Source organism: Paraburkholderia bannensis, from assembly GCF_014200455.1.
Classification (GTDB): domain Bacteria; phylum Pseudomonadota; class Gammaproteobacteria; order Burkholderiales; family Burkholderiaceae; genus Paraburkholderia; species Paraburkholderia bannensis_A.
Map to the genome: position 1 here is coordinate 24,891 of NZ_JACHBW010000023.1, position 16,498 is coordinate 41,388.

The following is a 16,498-nucleotide window of genomic DNA, read 5'->3' on the forward strand; positions in this document are numbered from 1 at the left end:
TATCGACCCACCCCTGTTATTCCTCCCCCCTTCGTCCAGGAGTTTGAAATGAAAGTCGTCAAAGCCGCTGCCGTCCAGTTCAGCCCGGTGCTCTATAGCCGGGAAGCAACCGTCGCCAAGGTCGTGCAGAAGATCCACGAACTCGGCCAGAAAGGCGTGCAGTTCGCCACCTTTCCCGAAACGGTCGTGCCTTATTACCCTTACTTTGCGGCCGTCCAGACCGGCATCGAGCTACTGTCAGGCAAAGAACATCTGCGCCTGCTCGAGCAGGCCGTGACTGTGCCGTCCGCTGCTACCGACGCCATTGGCGAAGCCGCGCGCAAGGCCGGCATGGTGGTGTCGATCGGCGTGAACGAGCGCGATGGCGGCACGCTGTACAACACACAACTGCTCTTCGATGCCGACGGTACGCTGATCCAGCGCCGCCGCAAGATCACGCCCACCCATTTCGAACGCATGATCTGGGGGCAGGGCGATGGCTCGGGCTTGCGGGCAGTCGACAGCGCAGTTGGCCGCATTGGCCAGCTCGCGTGCTTCGAGCACAACAATCCGCTCGCACGCTACGCAATGATCGCCGACGGCGAGCAGATCCATTCGGCGATGTACCCTGGCTCTGCCTTTGGCGAGGGCTTCGCCCAGCGTATGGAGATCAATATCCGTCAGCATGCGCTTGAGTCCGGCGCTTTCGTTGTCAACGCAACAGCGTGGCTGGACGCAGACCAGCAGGCGCAAATCATGAAGGACACGGGTTGCGGGATCGGTCCGATCTCGGGCGGCTGCTTCACCACGATCGTCTCTCCTGACGGCATGCTGATGGCCGATCCGCTTCGCTCGGGTGAGGGCGAAGTGATCATCGACCTCGACTTCACGCAGATCGACCGACGCAAGATGCTGATGGACTCTGCCGGCCACTACAACCGCCCCGAACTGCTGAGTCTGATGATCGACCGTACGCCGACCGCGCACGTTCACGAGCGCGCTTCGCACCCGGTGATCGTCGACGACCAGGGTTCCGACGATCTGCATACCCAGGCCGCATGAACCTGCGAACCACGAATACCCTCTATAGAAGGAGGATTGGTTGTGAAAGCAATGATCAGGACCGGCATCCTTGCGGCGCTGATGGCGATTGTCTCGCCCGGCCATGCGCAGACGTCTGCAACGCATACCTCAGCCGCCACGCCTGCACACAAGCCCGTGGCCGCGAAGACCGACGTCTCGGACAGGACGCTGGTGAAGTCGCTGCCCGGATTCAGAAATGGCTATGCAACGGTGAATGGCGTACGGCTGCATTATGTCGTCGGCGGCAAGGGCGAGCCGCTCGTGCTGCTGCCCGGATGGCCCGAAACGTGGTGGACCTTCCACAAGATCATGCCTGCGCTCGCCGGGCATTACACCGTGATCGTGGTAGATCTGCGCGGCATGGGCGCATCATCGAAACCCGCTGACGGCTATGACAAGAAGACGATGGCCGCCGATATCCATGAACTGACGCAATCGCTGGGCTACGACAAGGTTACGATCGCGGGGCACGACATCGGCTCAGCCGTGGCCTTCGCCTATGCTGAGAACTATCCGGACGCCACCGACAAGCTGGTGATGATGGAGTTTCCGCATCCCGACGATAGCCTCCAGACGCTTCCGCTTTTACCCGCCCAAGGCGCATACGGTGACAGACTGGGGTCGGCACGCCCGAACCTGTGGTGGTTCGCGTTCAACCAGGTCAGAGGTTTGCCGGAGCAACTACTGGCAGGCCGTGCCCGGCTTGAACAGGACTGGCTCTTCCACTACTTTCTCGTGAACGAGAACGCAGTCGACGCGCGCGACCGCGCCGTGTACGCGCGAGCCTATGAAAGCGCCGCCGCAATCCGTGCGGGCAATGCGTGGTACCAAGCTTTTCCTCAGGACGTCATCGACAACAGGGAATATGGCCAACTGCAAATGCCCGTTCTCGTGATGGGTGGCCCCGCATACAAGTGGATGAAGATGGTCGTCGGACAAAGGGCGGTCAATATAAGCGCCGTCGATATCGAGAACAGCGGGCACTTCATCCAGGAGGAGCAGCCCGAACTGGTCACGAAGACAATGCTCGGCTTTCTGCAAGGCGCAGGCGGATGAGGGCTCAATCGTCGCGTTCAGTAATCAAGGATTGCAAACAATTTCTCGCCTTGATGTGCATATGCACATAGATAATTGAAATGAACCCGGCTTTGTGGCCCGATTCGCGCCGCTCGCGCGGTCTGGCTTCGACATCAATGAACTCAACTCGACCGGTAACTGGAATGACAACTCAACTTGTACACGATAGGCCCGTTCTGGTGACGGGGGCCGCAGGCGCGATATCGGCAAGATCGATAACCTGACGGGTCTCGAATCGACGGATCTCGAACATGCCGCACGCGTCTTCTCGGAGGCACTCGGCCAGCCGATCCGCTACCGGAACGTGCCGGTCGCGCCATGGTCCGAAAAACTGCGCGAGCTCGGTATTCCCGATCACGTCGTCGCTCACCTGGCTGTGATGGCCGAATTGCATGCCCAGGGACGCTACGACCGCATGACGAACGACCTGTTCGAGCTCACGGGCCGCAAGCCCACGAGCATGTACGACTTCGTGAAACTGCATGCAGCAGACTTCACGCGCAAGGAAACAGACTAATCGCCGCTTGAGACCCATACCATGTCAAACAACGCTCCCCAATCCTCATCGCGCCGGCATTTCGTCGGCATGGCCGCTGCGGCGCTCGCGGCAGGCTCGCTGAGCCCGCTCGCTTTCGCGGACACCCTCCCTGCCGTCGGCACCGCCACGGAGCCTGCCAACGGCGACAAGACGGCAATTCGACCGTTCCGCGTTCACGTTCCTGAGGCGCAGCTCGTCGACATGCGTCGGCGCATCAACGCGACGCGCTGGCCGGATCGTGAGACGGTGCCCGACGAATCGCAGGGTATTCAGCTCGCCACCATCCAGGGTCTCGCTCAATACTGGGCGACCGGATACGACTGGCGCAAATGCGAAGCGCGGCTGAATTCGTATCCGCAATTCATGACTGAGATCGACGGACTCGATATCCATTTCATCCACGTGCGCTCGAAACACGACAATGCAATGCCGTTGATCGTCACGCATGGCTGGCCCGGCTCGATCATCGAACAGTTCAAGATCATCGATCCGCTCGTCAACCCAACCGCGCACGGCGCGCCGGCTTCGGATGCCTTCCATCTCGTGATTCCCTCTTTGCCGGGTTACGGCTTTTCCGCCAGGCCTGGCACAACGGGCTGGGGACCGGAGCGCACCGCGCGCGCGTGGGTCACATTGATGAAACGCCTCGGCTATGAGCGCTTTGCATCGCAGGGCGGGGATCTCGGTGGAATTGTCACGAACATCATGGCCAAACAGGCGCCGCCCGAACTGATCGGCATCCATGTGAACTTTCCTGCTTCTGTTCCGGCGGAGATACTCAAGTCGCTGACGGCGGGCGATCCGATGCCGGCTGGTCTATCGGACGAGGAAAAGCACGCCTATGAGCAGTTGAGCGCGAACTTCAGGAAGAAGCGCGGCTACGCTTTCGAAATGGGCACGCGCCCGCAAACCTTGTATGGTCTCGCCGATTCGCCTGTCGCGCTGGCTGCCTGGCTGCTCGACCACGGCGACGGCTACGGCCAGCCCGCGGCGGCGTTGAGCGCGGCCGTGCTCGGTCATCCCGTCAACGGTCATTCGGCAGGCGCGCTGACGCGAGACGACGTGCTCGACGACATCACGCTCTATTGGCTGACCAATACGGGCATTTCGGCAGCGCGTTTCTATTGGGAGTCGCACGCGAACTTCTTCCTCGCGGCTGACGTGAACGTGCCTGCCGCTGTGAGCGCGTTTCCGGGAGAAAACTACCAGGCGCCGAAGAGCTGGACGGAAAAGGCCTATCACAACCTGATTTACTTTAATAAGCCCGAAACGGGCGGGCACTTTGCGGCATGGGAAGAACCGATGATCTTCACGAATGAAGTGCGCACGGGGTTAAGGCCTTTGCGGGCGTAATGGGCGAAGCGCTTAGACACGCATGCACGCATGCACGCACGCGCGTCGCACCGCTCGTCGATGCGGTCGTGCCAGTCGGGTGCATGCGATGTCGAAGTTAATCGAACTCTCCCCTTGGGGATCAAATAGTGAGAACGCAATTGAACATGCTGATCAAGACGCTTGCCGCAGTTGCGGCTGGTGCCGTGCTCGCAACGAACGCCTTCGCCCAGAGCACAGGGGAGGTCGGCATCGCCTCGCCATACGTCGCCATCAACAACGAGCCCCGACCCAAACTGATTGTCGATCCCACGCCGCTTCCCGCAGGGCTGGCTCACGGAATCGTCTGGATCCAATATCGGGTGGAGAACGTGCACGTCGTGCCGGTGTTCGGGGCTGCCGCGCTCAACGTCTCACCACGAATTGGGCATCTGCACGTACACATCGACGATTTACCTTGGGGTTGGGTAGAAGCGAATGATGTCAATACGATTAGCGTCGCGGGTCTGCCACCTGGTCAGCACAAGATGCTTATCGAGTTGGTCGACGCGCAACATCACGTATTCGCGGAGTGTACGGAGTGCAGGCAGACTGTGACGTTCACGGTCCCAGAGGGCACGTCACATTCGCACTGAAGGGCCGACAAGGGGCTCTGCGCTGGTTCGTTGCGAATGACATCCAACCTATCCTGCGTTAAGACCGTTCCACCCGATGACTGGGTGTTCGTCTTCGACAATAGGACGGCCGGTTAGGGGGCAGAGCCGACGCCTGAATGTCCAACCGTTGACGAATGCGCGAGACAGTAGCGGCCGCTATTCGACGCGGTCGCTGCCGCCATCGGTGCGCTTTCTAAACAGGCCGGATAGCAGATGCTCAATGATTTTGGTAGCGCATATGCCAAGAACGAAGATCGCGGAGAAATACAAAGCGCCATAGATGGTTGCATTGACATCCGGACCCCTTAAGAATGCCAGCGTTGCGGCGACACCGTCTTTCACACCGGCTTGGTATCGGTCATCGGCGTTCCTGCCTGCAATCCGCCCGACGTAGGAAAACAAACGCCCAACGACGCCGTCGTCCCAGAATACGTCGAGGTCGTCATAGGTGTCGTTATATTGTCCAAAACATGATTCATTAAGCGGAGCACTGGAATTCTGGTCTGAACATTGGCTGGATGTGGCACCGTTGAGTGCTGGCCCTTGCGCAACTTGCCGGCAACGACCCGTCGTCAGAAAGGACCGATAGTCATCCGCCGCGATTTGCCGAAGTCCAGTGAGGTCGCTCAGGTAATCTTGAAAGCCCTTTGAGGACGAGTCGGCATCTTCAGAGCGTGAGCATGTCAGTTTGAATAGCGGTGCGCCGGCCGCCGCTGCGAACCAACCCGACGCATATCCGCCGACGGAGGCACCGATTATGAGGACGAATCCCATGATTGCTACGCCAGCAACCGCTCCCCCAACGAAGACGATTGCTTGCATGTAGCGATTCTTGGTAAATGACATCGCGCTCTCGCGTTGGAGCTACCGCCAGGCGGCACGTAGGCATGGCCGCGAGCATCGGTACGACCCCGTTGTTGGGATAGCCTCGATATCTTATGAGAGTGGACCGGGAAATGCTCACTGTCAAAGCGTATAGCGCGGGCGGAGTCGCCGACGATCGGCATGGTCGCCAGCCTTCCCAGGCGCTCCGGCCCCGCGTGGAGAATAATACTCCGAAGTGATCTACGGAACGGCCCATAGCGTGGTCAACGCCCAACCGTCTGCATCTCCCTTGGGACCGGACGCTTTGATGCAGCGAGTGGACGCGAGGCTATGTCAAAACGCGCACGATTACCTGGTTGGCACCGCAAAACTCAACGGCATCGATCACGAGGCATATCTGCGCTTCGTGCCTGGTTTGTAGAAGGGTGCAATTGCCTGGCCAAGGCGCGGAGCATGAAGTCTTCACCATATAGTTCGACGCGCCGCTCAGCGTATCTCGATCAGCGTGTAGTGGTATTCGTCGCTGATAGCACCCTTGAATTCATCCGCCGCCTTGACGTGTCGCTCACGCACGAATCCGAGCGCCTCAACAAGGCGAATCGACGCCTCGTTTCTCGCATCAATCTCGGCGAGAAACTGAACAACACCATATCTTTCCCGCAATCGCGGTAGCAGCGTTCGTAACGCTTCATTCGCGTAGCCATGACGCCGACTCCGGGCAAAGACAAAGTACGCGATCCAGGCCCGAAGTGACTGCAAGTCTATCGTCGCCTGCACATAGCCGTGCGCCACACCATCATGCCCGAGCATCGCCCAATTGAGCCACGCCTCATTACCATCGGGGGACCGTCGTGATTCGAGTTGCCGGTATCGAATCGCAAGGGTCTCGACGCTTATGGGTGGCTCCTGCGGAATATAGCGGTAGCAGTCAGGATCACTCAGCCCTTGAAAGAGGACCGCTGCGTGACGTTCGCTGATCGGCTCAAGAAACATTCGTTCCGTCGGCTGCGACGTATCATCGAAAGAGGAAAGTTCCAAGTGTCGATCTCACGAATGATTGTCTAGCTTCTCGTTTGCCAATGTTACAAGGGTAGGGTAACGGCGCTGAGTCTATCACCGAGAGGAACTTCAACAGATCGGCGACGCTCGCCGATAGACGGGCACGCGTATGGGTTGCATCGGCGCCAAGAGTTCGGGCTCGCGGAGCGTGATCTCGAAGAGGAACTTCAGCCCGGTGGTCGCGGTGTTCAGTGACACCGGCGACGTGCCGTGATCGACCAGATGCAACTGGTAACCATGCAGATCCTCGACGGTGGCAGTTTCAGGCGAGCGCCCGAGGTGTCGGGCGAACTCGCGGACGATGCGCGGGTAGTGGGCTTGTGTCTGTCGTGGATCATGCGCCGGCGCGACGGGCGCGACGGGCGCGACGGGCGCAACGGGCGCAATGGGCTCATGGTCGGCTGGGAGGAAGTCATGATGCGGCTCCTGTTGAAGAACGAGGCGGATTGCCTCACTCGCCAACATCAACCGCGCGAGCGGCTTCGTTCGTCGACCCTGAGCAGCCACTTGAATCTCTCGAAAGCGGACGGACGGACAGCTAATCGCGTGGATGTAACTTTTCCCTAATTCGCCGACGTTAAACCAGTCACCTGCTATGGCAGGCGACCGGTTTTTCATGCCTTCACATAACCTCTCTGCGACGTATATCTATGTCGCCGTCCGATTAACGCAGAGGCTTGACGCCACTAACGAGGTACATAAGCGCGGCACCGCCAAGCACAACGGTTCCGGCATCAATGGCCTGCTTATATCTCGTTTGGTTCTCGACACCCCTTGCCCAAAGTGCATCGAATCGAGCAGAATCGCCCCCCCCTGCTATAAAGAGTTGTAGAGTCGCGGACTTCTGGACCTCATTAGCCTGTTGCCATACCTTCATGTCGTCAATGATGGTCTGTTGCTCGGCTTCCTCGTACGGTGGATAGAGTGGGATGGCCTTATCGGATATCCACGTTCGTATGCGTTCGAGCCCAACCTGTTTGAAGTAACCTGGAACCAGTCCGCCAAGTGAATGATCTCCTTGCCTTAGTGCTCGACGTCCACGCTCAATCACCAATGCGAACTCAAAATCTTCCGCACATTCCTTGGCAGGGCGTCCGTCATCGAACGATGAACGCATCGAAGTAGCGCAAAGGTTATCTGGCTCTACGCAAAGTAATGTTCCACCAGGCTTCAGGACGCGAAGCATCTCTCGTATCGCGTACAGGGAATCGCTCACGTGAATCAGCACGGTCTGGCACGTGACGAAGTCAAAAGTGGCATCAACAAATGGAAGCGACATTGCGTCGCCATATTCGACATGAACATTTACCCCGCAGTCGCTCATCGCCGCTGTCCACGTGGAAGAACCGTGTAACCACTTAGGATCGGTATCCACCCCACGCACCATTGCACCGGGGGCCAAGTGGCGTCCTATGATCCGTGTCCAGTGCCCCAATCCGCAGCCCACATCGAGCGCGGTGTGTTTCGACGCCAGATTCAGCCGGTTTGCTATCAAGTCGATGAAATCCGCGTTCCACCAATGATCGCGGTAATCGCCGAAGTATTCTTCTGAATGACCTTTTTCACTCATCCTGTTGACCTCTTAATTGTGCATACACTCGATGGACGACCGAGAGCACACCCGGCAGGATATTCATGCTGGGTGGTCTATCTGTAGCAATACACACAAGATCAAATTACAAGGGCGAGTCCCCAATCCAATTGCGATTCCAGCTATCGACGGTAACGCGAAGAAAAATGGAGCGCAACCTGTCCATGATCGCGGAGGCCAGATTGAGGCCAGGATTTTAGGAGTTTTTAGGGGATGCAACTGGCGATTGTCAGCAATTCAAGGAGCCATGCCAACTGGTTGAAAGCGGCCGACCCGCGCCGGTGGCCATTGATACCGGTGGTGCCGCACGACAAGTGGACGCTCAAGAAGTTTTCGTTTCCACGCGCCGCTTAACCGCGTTATTCATCGCCTGAAAGTTCTGCCGAGTTGCCTCGATGACGTCTGTCGTCAATCGTCCAGCTAGCAATCCCGAAAAAGACTCCGTTTGCTCAAAACGGGTGCCACCCGTTACGGCCGTGAGGTGGATGCAATGTGTACCGTCGAAGACACCGCGAATCCAGACACTGCCACGCCAACAAAGGTCTTTTGGGGGACGAACGACCAGAACAGTCGGCTTGAACACCATGGAATCCGGTCCAATGCCTAACACGATGCGAATCGTCTCTCCTTCCCTAAGGTCGCCGTCAACACGAGTAATGAAAGGATTCCAGACGGGATACGCGGTGGTATCCGATACGACGGTCCAGACATCGGCAGGCGGCCGATCGATGAAAATGTCAGCCTGCGCACTACTATCTTCGTGGAGGACAAAAAGGGCTCCGACAACACCGACGACAATGATAGCCATGCCCTTGAGCAGCCATCCCCGCAAGCCCATATTCGCTCCGTAATTGGTTGTCATCGTGCTGCTGTAGTTATCAGCGCACAGATTGTTTACGATCTGGTCGGCGACGTCGAGTGTCTGAAACTGGCCGAGCGGTGACGTTTCAGGGTTCATATTCGTAGCACTACAAACAGGCTACCGCCCTGCGCTCAGCTACTGCTGTCGCTGCATTCGTGCGTCTTCCTCAAAACGTGTATCTTCGAGCTCCTGCAGCACGCCATCGAGATCCACAGGTCGCGTGTCGACCTCGATTCGGCCGGTCAATTCGGCATCGACATGCAGCCGGCCTGCTTCAAAGAGCGCCCAGATCTCCGTGCCATAACTAGCAGCGAGTATTTGAGGTGCAAATCGCCCGAAGTAGGCGGCCAGGTTGTCGACGTCACGCTTAAGCATTGAGGCGGCGTCATTGTTGCCGGCTGCGTCGACGGCCTGCGGCAGATCGATGATCACCGGCCCATCCGCTGCCAGCAGGATGTTGTATTCCGACAGGTCGCCGTGAATCACCCCCGCACAGAGCATCCGGACAACCTGGTTGAGCAGCAGCGCGTGCAGTTCGATGGCGCGGGCTTCAGTCAGATCGACATCGTTGAGCCGTGGCGCGACGTCGCCCATCTCATCGACCACCAGCTCCATCAGCAATACGCCATCGGTACAAATATAGGGTTGCGGCACCCGTACGCCTGCGTCGGCGAGCCGGAACAACGCGTCGACTTCGGCGTTCTGCCATGACGCCTCCTGCATCTGACGGCCGTAGCGTGTACCTTTTTCCATAGCACGCGCCTGCCGGCTGTTCTTGACTTTGCGCCCGTCCCGATACGAGGCGGCTTGCCGGAAACTGCGCTGCTTCGCGTCCTTGTAGACTTTTGCGCATCGCGTCGACTCGCCACTGCGCACGACGTAGACGGTTGCTTCCTTGCCGCTCATCAACTGGCCGATAACTTCGTCGATAAGTCCTTCTTCGAGAAGCGGTGCAAGCCGTTTGGGTATTTTCATACGACCACCAACTGCGGCTCGGGGGATGAATGGGCCGCTGAAGTATGCGCGATCACCATACCGATGGATTGAGCGGTCGGCGCTGCCGATCGGAAATTTTTTGCGTGAGAGACAGGTGGGTTCATGCCTGATTATAAGGTAAGGCGAGATGACGCAAGCCACTTGCCGAGGTTGCAGGCGAATTGTCGCGGCGGCTGAAGCTGCACGTAGCCTGGTCCGGCGGGAAGCGCCCGACCCATCGCAGCAGTTCGTTGGCGCCGCGCGAGCAATGGCTGTTAGCGGAGTTGTGCAGTCGTTCACACGGCAGGTTGCCGCCGTACCTGGAAGTTACCAGGGGGTACGAATCTGTCATTCGCCTGCACGGTAATATCCTGAGGGAACATCCCAATCCCCGTTGCGAGTGAAGATGCGAAATGCATGTTAGCCGATCTGCTTTTGTGAGTTCTATTTTTCTATCGCGTCTTGCCGATCAGATGCTCTTCTTTCTGGTCCCACTGGTAGTTTTTGCGACCACGCACGAGGCAACCTGGTCCGGGATTGCGTTTTTTGTAGAGGCTCTGCCGCGCTTCCTTGCATTTCCACTATGCGGCGTACTTTGCGATCGCATGTCGCCCGTTCGCCTTTTGCGTATAAGTCAAGCGAGCCGTGCGATTACCTGTCTGGTTGGTTTGGCGGGTTACCTGGTCTGGGGCGGATTTCCATGGCTTGTCGGCCTCTCTGCGGTCTGCGGCGCGCTCACCAGCCAGGGATTTGTTGCTCGTGAAGTCCTGCTGCCGCGAGTTTTCGCAGGGCAGAGCTTCGAGAAGGTGCTTTCTTACACGCAACTCGCCGATCAGTTGGGAATGGTGCTTGGGCCGTTGGCTGCGACCGCCCTCATGGGTTGGCGGAACTGGGAATGGGCGGTTGGCGGCGCGGGGCTACTGTTTATGGCTTCAGATGGACTCGTCGAAGTATGGCAGCGTACAACGTCGGCTCGCATACGTCCGCCCGCGCATACAACCGGTCCGCTTTACGCGCCGCTATGCACCGCAATTGCGCAAGTTCTTACCCTGCCTGGTCTCGTTCGCCTCGTGTTGCTCGCGGCCGCCGAGAACCTCGTCATCGGAACCGCGTTGGCTACGTCGGCTGCAATGGTCACGGGAACGTTTGGGCAAACGAGCGAGTTTTACGCTGCCTTGCAGGTCGCCGGCGCCATTGCAACAGTGTTGATTCTGCTGCTAGTCGCTCACGTCAAAATTTCTCGCGTACGGCTGGGTACGGTTGCGTTCATCGCGATTGCAGCGGGCGGACTCGCCATGGGGATGTCCACTTCGATAGCCACGTATACGATTGCGTTTCTCGTTGTGATTGGCTTCGACAAAATGTTTAACGTGTATATCCGAAGCTCACGTCAAGCGATCATTCCACCACAAGATTATGGAAAAACAACTGGTGTAATTGTCCTGTTGAACAATGCGACGCAGCCGTTGGCTGGGTTGCTGGTCGGACTAGCGGCGGGCAAGAGTTCGATTTCTCTCGTTGTCACGTTGACAGCGGCAGGGATGATAACTTTGGGTGGATTCGTTACTGTGATAAGCGTGGCCAGAGCACGTTTGCACGCATCGAGGTGCTACTGAACGCGATCTGCAATGGAAGATGTGAGAAAGATAGTGAAAGGTCAGGCTCGGCTTCGGCCATGAACGGTCCGTCCACATGTTTCTGCGAACGTTCGCTCAAAACGAACAAGCCGCCTTTCGGCGCCTATTGTCTTCGAGAGCCCTCCTACGAATTTTTTCCGTCGTGGCATCCCACATACAATATTATTCAATAATCTCAATCTGATTTTTGATATTCTCCGTGCTTATGCTCGTCCACTTTGCAGCCCTTAACAAAAGTGCATAACACCTTCTAGGGGTAGGAGGACCCTCGAAAACCTCGCAAAATCCTACCTCGAAAAATTTTCAACAAAATCGGCCGACCAGAGCCGCCAGATTCGTCAGCGGTCCAGTTCGATGCGGAAGCGAAGAGACTCAGCGAATCCATAGGCCGCCGTCTTTCGGAAGCGCTCGATCAAGACACCATCGCATGCTGCGATAACCCGCTGCGAGGCTATATTTTCGGGGTCGACCGTTAGCTCGACGTAGGACAACCCTTGCAGCCTCGCTTCGCCGAGCATCAAGTTTAGCGCCTGCCTGGCGTAGCCGTTGCCTCTCTTCCACGGCACGACGGAGAAGCCGATATGTCCAGGCACGTTCGGCGGCAATTCGGCTGTTCCAGTCTGCCAACGAAATCCGATTGCGCCGCTAACATCGCCGTCCCAGATCCATCGGACAATGCTTGGCAGACGGGCCACGGTCGAGCCATCGGGCAAAGGAATGGGGCCTCCCGATGCAGTTGGATCGTCCAGCCCATCGACAAACGCCTGCGCGTCCACTTCGATGGCGCGCAATTGTTCGCGCGCAGCGACCTCCCTGCGGACATTGTCGGGTGACCATCCCGTCATAAGAGCCGAAACGTAGCTCGGCAGCAATGCGGTCGTGGGTTTCAACAATTCAATTGCGCTCATTTTTTCGGTACGCGTCAAAGAGCAGTGATTGTCAGTAGTTCGAGCGGTGCCGCGAAATGTCCCAAAATGGCCGGACAGCGTTTGAGCGCCGCCCGGCAGCGTCGGTCATACGTCGGTCTGCTCCGCCATCTCGAATGCGTCGTCGATCTCGATACCAGGATATTGCACCGTGCTGTCCAGTTTGCTATGTCCGAGAAGCAACTGTACCGCCCTCAGATTCTCTGCGCGACGGTAGATCAGCGATGCCTTGGTCCTGCGCATCGTATGCATCCCGTAAGCCGCGTCGTCAAGTCCGATTGCACTGAATCACGCCTCCGAACTCGCGGGCGTCTGATCGGTGATCTCGAACTGGACCGGACGCTGCGTCTTCTGCTGCATGACGGTTGCCCGGTTCGTCACGCGTGAGCCGAGGCAGACGTCGGAGACTCGCAACTTCGTCAGGTCACACGCCCGCAACTTGCTGTCGATTGCGAGGTTGAACATAGCGAGGTCCCTCATCTCTGAGGCCAACTACAGGCGTATACGGATTGCCTGGATCTTTCTGAGCTTGAGGGACGGCTTCTTGCCCGTCAGCTTTCCCTTCTTCCAATGCGCGTGCCCTGCGCTGCCGGTAGCAATGGCTTCCATGACGATCTCCTTTCGACGGAAGGAGAAACAATTTGCGCCCGGCGCCACAGGGCAATGAGCGACCCTGAACAGCCCTTCGACTTTCTCTAAAGCAACCACTCAATCTTACGTTTCAGGTATCTTCGCCTACCGGTACGCGCTCCGCGCTTTCGGCGAGACGCAAGCCTTAAGTTTTGTGTTTCGGAATAAGCAACTCAAATATTAGCGTGTCGCGCCACTCGCCCCTGATAAGCACGTTGTTCCTCAAGCGACGCTCTTGGCGCATACCGATTTTCTTAAGGATGCTGATGGACGCCGCGTTCTCGGGTCTGCATGTTGCGAAGATGCGCATGACGTTGGCGATGCTGAGCACGTGTTCGACAAGGCGCTTCACAGCTTCGGTACCGTACCCATTCCCCAGTAATGCGGATTGAGGGAGTAGCCAATCTCAGCTTCTGACCCATCGGTCGATATTGCCGCTAAGACACTACCGATCAGGGTCTCGTCATTCAAGACTACAGCAAGTGTAAACCGTCGCCTCTCCGCAATTAAAGGTTCATTTGCGGACGCTTCGACGAATTCCGTGGTTTCCAACAAGGTATTCGGTCCCCACGCTTGGTGCCTGACGACATCGGTGGAGGACGCATATTCGTGAACAGCGTCGCGGTCGGCAATTGTGAAATCACGAAGGAATAAACGGTCTGAATTTAACCTCATGATGCCTCGTTAGAAGTCGTTGGCGTTGGTAGCGATAGGGTCGGGCGGAAACTGTCTCGTCATTGTCAACAATCTTTCGGCTTGCGTCGACAGGCAGTTCTTGGCCGGCCAGCGAGCGACGACTGGGCGCAGCGATTTCTTTCGGCACAAGTTTTTTGCAAAAGGCATGGCCCGACGGCGGATTCAACCGGTCGATGCAACACAATGAACGCTGCTTCGGCGGCGACATCTCGTCGAACACTCTGGCGGGCAGCGTCGTCCGCGTTGGCCTTGCCGCGCGGCCCGTGATCAACCCGATGCGCGATGGTGCTGCTCGACTCGGAACTCATCTACGGCGACGAGACGACCTTCCAGGTGCTGAAGGAGCCGGAACGGCCACCTCAATCGAAGAGCTATCTGTGGGCGCAAGTCATCAACTCGGGGACCGCCCTTCCGGATGCTTTCGTACTGGCCAGGGCGTGGCGCCCAGCATGCGCAGCTGCTCTATGCGGGCGTGAAGCCTGTTGCAGTGCTGATGACCGACGGCTATGAGTTATACAACGGCCTCGCTCGTGATCACCAGCTCGTGTATCTCGGTTGCTGGGCGCATGTCAGTCGCGGATTCATCAAAGCGTAAGAGACCGTGCCGAAGGCAGCGCGCACGCTGGACCTGCTGGCTACACGGTTCGTAGGGTTGATTGGAAAGCTGTTCGCTGTCGAGGTGCGCGCAACGAAGTTGGCAGCGCAACGTCGGCAGCGGCCACGTGCTCGCTACAGCAGTAGCGTGCTCGCCGTCGTCGAACACTCGATGGTCATGCAACTGCCGACGATCGTGCCGTCGAGTTTGCTTGGCAAGGCTCTCCGGTACATGCGTGGACAGTGGCCCAGGCTGGCCCGCTATGTCGAGAACGGGAACTGGCCCATATCGAACAACCTGTGCGAGAACGCAATCAGGCCATTCGTCATCGGACGGAAGGGATGGCTGTTTGCCGACACCGTCGCCGGCGCACAGGCCAGTGCGAATCTTTAATTACTGGTCGAGACCCGCAAGGCGAATGGCATCGATCCATACGATTACCCCCGATGGCGGTTCCAGCGCCTTCCGCTTGCAAAGACGGTCGACGACTACGATGCGCTACTGCCTTGGAAATTATTACCCTGAGCTAAACTGAGCAATCGCACCGCTTACAAACTCCGCCCCCCGATGAATGACAATCTGATGAACAGGGTTGCGCTGGTTCCCGTCGAAGAAAGCGCAGCAAAGACGCAGGAGCTCTTCTCGCAGTATGAGGCTGCTCTGCGAGATCACATCGATCTGGCGTTCGGTTGGGATGATGGGTTTCAACGACGTCGATTTGCAGAGTCATACGCGCACTCCGATATACGACTGATCCAGGTCGGTGCCGACACAGCAGGTTACGCGGTCATCAGGATGCTAGACGACGCGATTCACCTGTCGCTTCTGATACTGAAACCAAGCTTCCAGCGACAAGGAATCGGAAAAATCATTCTGAGATCGCTAATGTCAAAGGCCGAGCGGACTGGAAAGGACATCACACTGTCTTGCTTCCTCTCAAACTCAAAGGCTGTTGCGTTCTACGAATCGATGAAATTCCAGGTCGCGTCAACTGATGAATACTTCGTAGACTATCGATTCCCGGCGTCTACCAAGTAGTCTCATCCGGTGAAGCTCACTCCGTTTCATACGCACTTGCGGCGTCGTTTGATGACCGCTTACGTTCTTTTGACTGGGGCCATTCAAGGACGAATTGGTCAGCTAACACCACCTGCACGGATGCAAAGTCGTTTGAACCCATGAGCGTCCAGAACTCACGGACAAGCATCGAGATATCGTTGGTGTCGTTAGTCATCGTTGCTGCGTTCGGCAAGTTGAAGGAGTTCTGATTCGAGATTGTCAGCGATTATGCCGCCCATGTCGAATGTCGCTTCCTGGCCGGTCATCGCTGCATGCGACGGGCATATCTCCGGCATTCGTCAGTTGCTTTCCCATCTCGAACGCACGAAGCTCGTAGCCAAGTTCCCGGTACAAATCGACTGCCGGTTCATTAAACGCCCAAACGGTCAGTCTCATGTCGTTGGCACCATTTTTTCGCGCCCAGTCTTCTGCAAGTTTCATCAGCGTACTCCCGACGCCGCGCCCCCGCAGTCGTTCCAAAACAGCAACTGAGCCAATCCGGCCGACGATCATTGGCTGCAACAAAGGACTTACCGGTTTTACCAATTGAACGGTGATAAAGCCGATCGCCGCGCTGCCATGCTCTGCGAGAAACATGGCTCGATCTTCTCCTTGGAGGCTAGATAGCCAGTGCGGCTTGTCTCGGGCGAACTCTGCAGTGGCGTTTGCATAGATATCAGGACGTGCCTCGTGGTGGACCGCATTCAAGATTTGTCCCAGTTCGCAGACAGTCAAAATGTCGTCGGGACTTGCGCGTCGATAGCTTATCGAGTCGATCATCTTCGGCTCTTCACGGTGGGTAAATAAAAAAGGCGCCGTAGGCGCCTTGGTCGTTTGCAAATGGAGTTGGACCGGTGAGGTCGAGTTCCCTGCTATGGACGTAACGAACCACGGCGCAATAGTTCGCGACCGTGATGATGAGATCGATTCGGGACGTTACGGAATTCCATGCGGCTTATGTTCGCACATCTATTTAAA

Annotated in this window: 15 protein-coding genes and 4 pseudogenes; 8 read left to right on the plus strand and 11 right to left on the minus strand. The window is 57.4% G+C overall.

What is annotated here, in order from left to right; translation table 11 throughout:
- The first annotated feature begins 48 nt into the window (after window positions 1–48).
- The 5 genes from F4827_RS29470 to F4827_RS29490 all read left to right on the plus strand — a co-directional run bounded on the left by F4827_RS29470 (window position 49) and on the right by F4827_RS29490 (window position 4,644).
- Window positions 49–1,041, plus strand: a complete 993-nt coding sequence (locus F4827_RS29470; protein ID WP_183730857.1) for a carbon-nitrogen hydrolase family protein — start codon at window positions 49–51, stop codon at window positions 1,039–1,041.
- Window positions 1,042–1,092: 51 nt separating this feature from the next.
- A complete protein-coding gene (locus tag F4827_RS29475) occupies window positions 1,093–2,118 on the plus strand; it encodes an alpha/beta fold hydrolase (protein ID WP_183731073.1) in 1,026 nt (341 codons plus the stop codon).
- A gap of 325 nt (window positions 2,119–2,443) precedes the next feature.
- Window positions 2,444–2,656 carry a hypothetical protein gene (locus tag F4827_RS29480; RefSeq protein WP_183730860.1) on the plus strand — a complete coding sequence of 71 codons (213 nt, stop codon included), beginning with the start codon at window positions 2,444–2,446 and terminating at the stop codon, window positions 2,654–2,656.
- 21 nt (window positions 2,657–2,677) lie between these two features.
- Complete coding sequence (locus tag F4827_RS29485) at window positions 2,678–4,030, plus strand: epoxide hydrolase family protein (RefSeq protein WP_183730863.1); 1,353 nt, start codon at window positions 2,678–2,680, stop codon at window positions 4,028–4,030.
- Between the two features lie 146 nt (window positions 4,031–4,176).
- Complete coding sequence (locus F4827_RS29490) at window positions 4,177–4,644, plus strand: DUF6130 family protein (RefSeq protein ID WP_260175480.1); 468 nt, start codon at window positions 4,177–4,179, stop codon at window positions 4,642–4,644.
- Window positions 4,645–4,821: 177 nt separating this feature from the next.
- Here F4827_RS29490 and F4827_RS29495 read toward each other — a convergent pair whose 3' ends face one another.
- From F4827_RS29495 to F4827_RS29520, 6 genes and pseudogenes are all read right to left on the minus strand, one after another.
- The gene (locus F4827_RS29495) at window positions 4,822–5,511 is read right to left on the minus strand and encodes a hypothetical protein (protein ID WP_183730869.1); all 690 of its coding nucleotides are present in this window, start codon (window positions 5,509–5,511) and stop codon (window positions 4,822–4,824) included.
- A gap of 465 nt (window positions 5,512–5,976) precedes the next feature.
- Window positions 5,977–6,528: a GNAT family N-acetyltransferase gene (locus F4827_RS29500; RefSeq protein ID WP_183730872.1), complete on the minus strand. Its 552-nt coding sequence runs from the start codon at window positions 6,526–6,528 to the stop codon at window positions 5,977–5,979.
- Between the two features lie 120 nt (window positions 6,529–6,648).
- Window positions 6,649–6,965 (minus strand): annotated as a pseudogene (locus F4827_RS36045) (phage integrase N-terminal SAM-like domain-containing protein); the annotation flags it as partial.
- Window positions 6,966–7,213: 248 nt separating this feature from the next.
- A complete protein-coding gene (locus F4827_RS29510; RefSeq protein ID WP_183730875.1) occupies window positions 7,214–8,119 on the minus strand; it encodes a class I SAM-dependent methyltransferase in 906 nt (301 codons plus the stop codon).
- Between the two features lie 343 nt (window positions 8,120–8,462).
- Window positions 8,463–9,098: an SRPBCC domain-containing protein gene (locus tag F4827_RS29515; RefSeq protein WP_183730879.1), complete on the minus strand. Its 636-nt coding sequence runs from the start codon at window positions 9,096–9,098 to the stop codon at window positions 8,463–8,465.
- A 39-nt stretch (window positions 9,099–9,137) separates the two neighbouring features.
- Window positions 9,138–9,977, minus strand: coding sequence for a PA4780 family RIO1-like protein kinase (locus F4827_RS29520; RefSeq protein WP_183730882.1), 840 nt, complete (start codon window positions 9,975–9,977; stop codon window positions 9,138–9,140).
- A gap of 413 nt (window positions 9,978–10,390) precedes the next feature.
- Between F4827_RS29520 and F4827_RS29525 the strand changes: the two genes are divergently transcribed.
- Window positions 10,391–11,593, plus strand: a complete 1,203-nt coding sequence (locus tag F4827_RS29525) for an MFS transporter (protein ID WP_183730885.1) — start codon at window positions 10,391–10,393, stop codon at window positions 11,591–11,593.
- Window positions 11,594–11,952: 359 nt separating this feature from the next.
- Here F4827_RS29525 and F4827_RS29530 read toward each other — a convergent pair whose 3' ends face one another.
- From F4827_RS29530 to F4827_RS36050, 3 genes and pseudogenes are all read right to left on the minus strand, one after another.
- Window positions 11,953–12,522 (minus strand): GNAT family N-acetyltransferase, encoded by a 570-nt coding sequence (locus tag F4827_RS29530; protein WP_183730888.1) that lies wholly within the window; start codon window positions 12,520–12,522, stop codon window positions 11,953–11,955.
- A gap of 105 nt (window positions 12,523–12,627) precedes the next feature.
- Window positions 12,628–13,149, minus strand: a pseudogene (locus tag F4827_RS29535) (integrase).
- Window positions 13,150–13,315: 166 nt separating this feature from the next.
- A pseudogene (locus tag F4827_RS36050) lies at window positions 13,316–13,845 on the minus strand (GNAT family N-acetyltransferase).
- Window positions 13,846–14,054: 209 nt separating this feature from the next.
- Between F4827_RS36050 and tnpC the strand changes: the two are divergent.
- Window positions 14,055–14,986, plus strand: a pseudogene (gene tnpC / locus F4827_RS29550) (IS66 family transposase); the annotation flags it as partial.
- 42 nt (window positions 14,987–15,028) lie between these two features.
- Window positions 15,029–15,499 (plus strand): GNAT family N-acetyltransferase, encoded by a 471-nt coding sequence (locus tag F4827_RS29555; protein WP_183730898.1) that lies wholly within the window; start codon window positions 15,029–15,031, stop codon window positions 15,497–15,499.
- A 16-nt stretch (window positions 15,500–15,515) separates the two neighbouring features.
- On the opposite strand, the gene F4827_RS29560 is transcribed toward F4827_RS29555, so the two are convergent.
- Both F4827_RS29560 and F4827_RS29565 read right to left on the minus strand, forming a co-directional pair.
- A complete protein-coding gene (locus tag F4827_RS29560; protein ID WP_183730901.1) occupies window positions 15,516–15,695 on the minus strand; it encodes a hypothetical protein in 180 nt (59 codons plus the stop codon).
- A 44-nt stretch (window positions 15,696–15,739) separates the two neighbouring features.
- Window positions 15,740–16,300: a GNAT family N-acetyltransferase gene (locus F4827_RS29565; protein ID WP_183730904.1), complete on the minus strand. Its 561-nt coding sequence runs from the start codon at window positions 16,298–16,300 to the stop codon at window positions 15,740–15,742.
- Window positions 16,301–16,498: the final 198 nt, after the last annotated feature.

Excerpts from the sequence above, each read along its gene's own strand:
- F4827_RS29565 (WP_183730904.1), bottom strand. The coding sequence starts at position 16,300 with ATGATCGACTCGATAAGCTATCGACGCGCAAGTCCCGACGACATTTTG.
- F4827_RS29490 (WP_260175480.1), top strand. The coding sequence starts at position 4,177 with ATGCTGATCAAGACGCTTGCCGCAGTTGCGGCTGGTGCCGTGCTCGCA.
- F4827_RS29515 (WP_183730879.1), bottom strand. The coding sequence starts at position 9,098 with ATGAACCCTGAAACGTCACCGCTCGGCCAGTTTCAGACACTCGACGTC.
- F4827_RS29530 (WP_183730888.1), bottom strand. The coding sequence starts at position 12,522 with ATGAGCGCAATTGAATTGTTGAAACCCACGACCGCATTGCTGCCGAGC.
- F4827_RS29470 (WP_183730857.1), top strand. The coding sequence starts at position 49 with ATGAAAGTCGTCAAAGCCGCTGCCGTCCAGTTCAGCCCGGTGCTCTAT.
- F4827_RS29495 (WP_183730869.1), bottom strand. The coding sequence starts at position 5,511 with ATGTCATTTACCAAGAATCGCTACATGCAAGCAATCGTCTTCGTTGGG.
- F4827_RS29510 (WP_183730875.1), bottom strand. The coding sequence starts at position 8,119 with ATGAGTGAAAAAGGTCATTCAGAAGAATACTTCGGCGATTACCGCGAT.
- F4827_RS29560 (WP_183730901.1), bottom strand. The coding sequence starts at position 15,695 with ATGACTAACGACACCAACGATATCTCGATGCTTGTCCGTGAGTTCTGG.
- F4827_RS29520 (WP_183730882.1), bottom strand. The coding sequence starts at position 9,977 with ATGAAAATACCCAAACGGCTTGCACCGCTTCTCGAAGAAGGACTTATC.
- F4827_RS29485 (WP_183730863.1), top strand. The coding sequence starts at position 2,678 with ATGTCAAACAACGCTCCCCAATCCTCATCGCGCCGGCATTTCGTCGGC.
- F4827_RS29555 (WP_183730898.1), top strand. The coding sequence starts at position 15,029 with ATGAATGACAATCTGATGAACAGGGTTGCGCTGGTTCCCGTCGAAGAA.
- F4827_RS29475 (WP_183731073.1), top strand. The coding sequence starts at position 1,093 with ATGATCAGGACCGGCATCCTTGCGGCGCTGATGGCGATTGTCTCGCCC.
- F4827_RS29525 (WP_183730885.1), top strand. The coding sequence starts at position 10,391 with ATGCATGTTAGCCGATCTGCTTTTGTGAGTTCTATTTTTCTATCGCGT.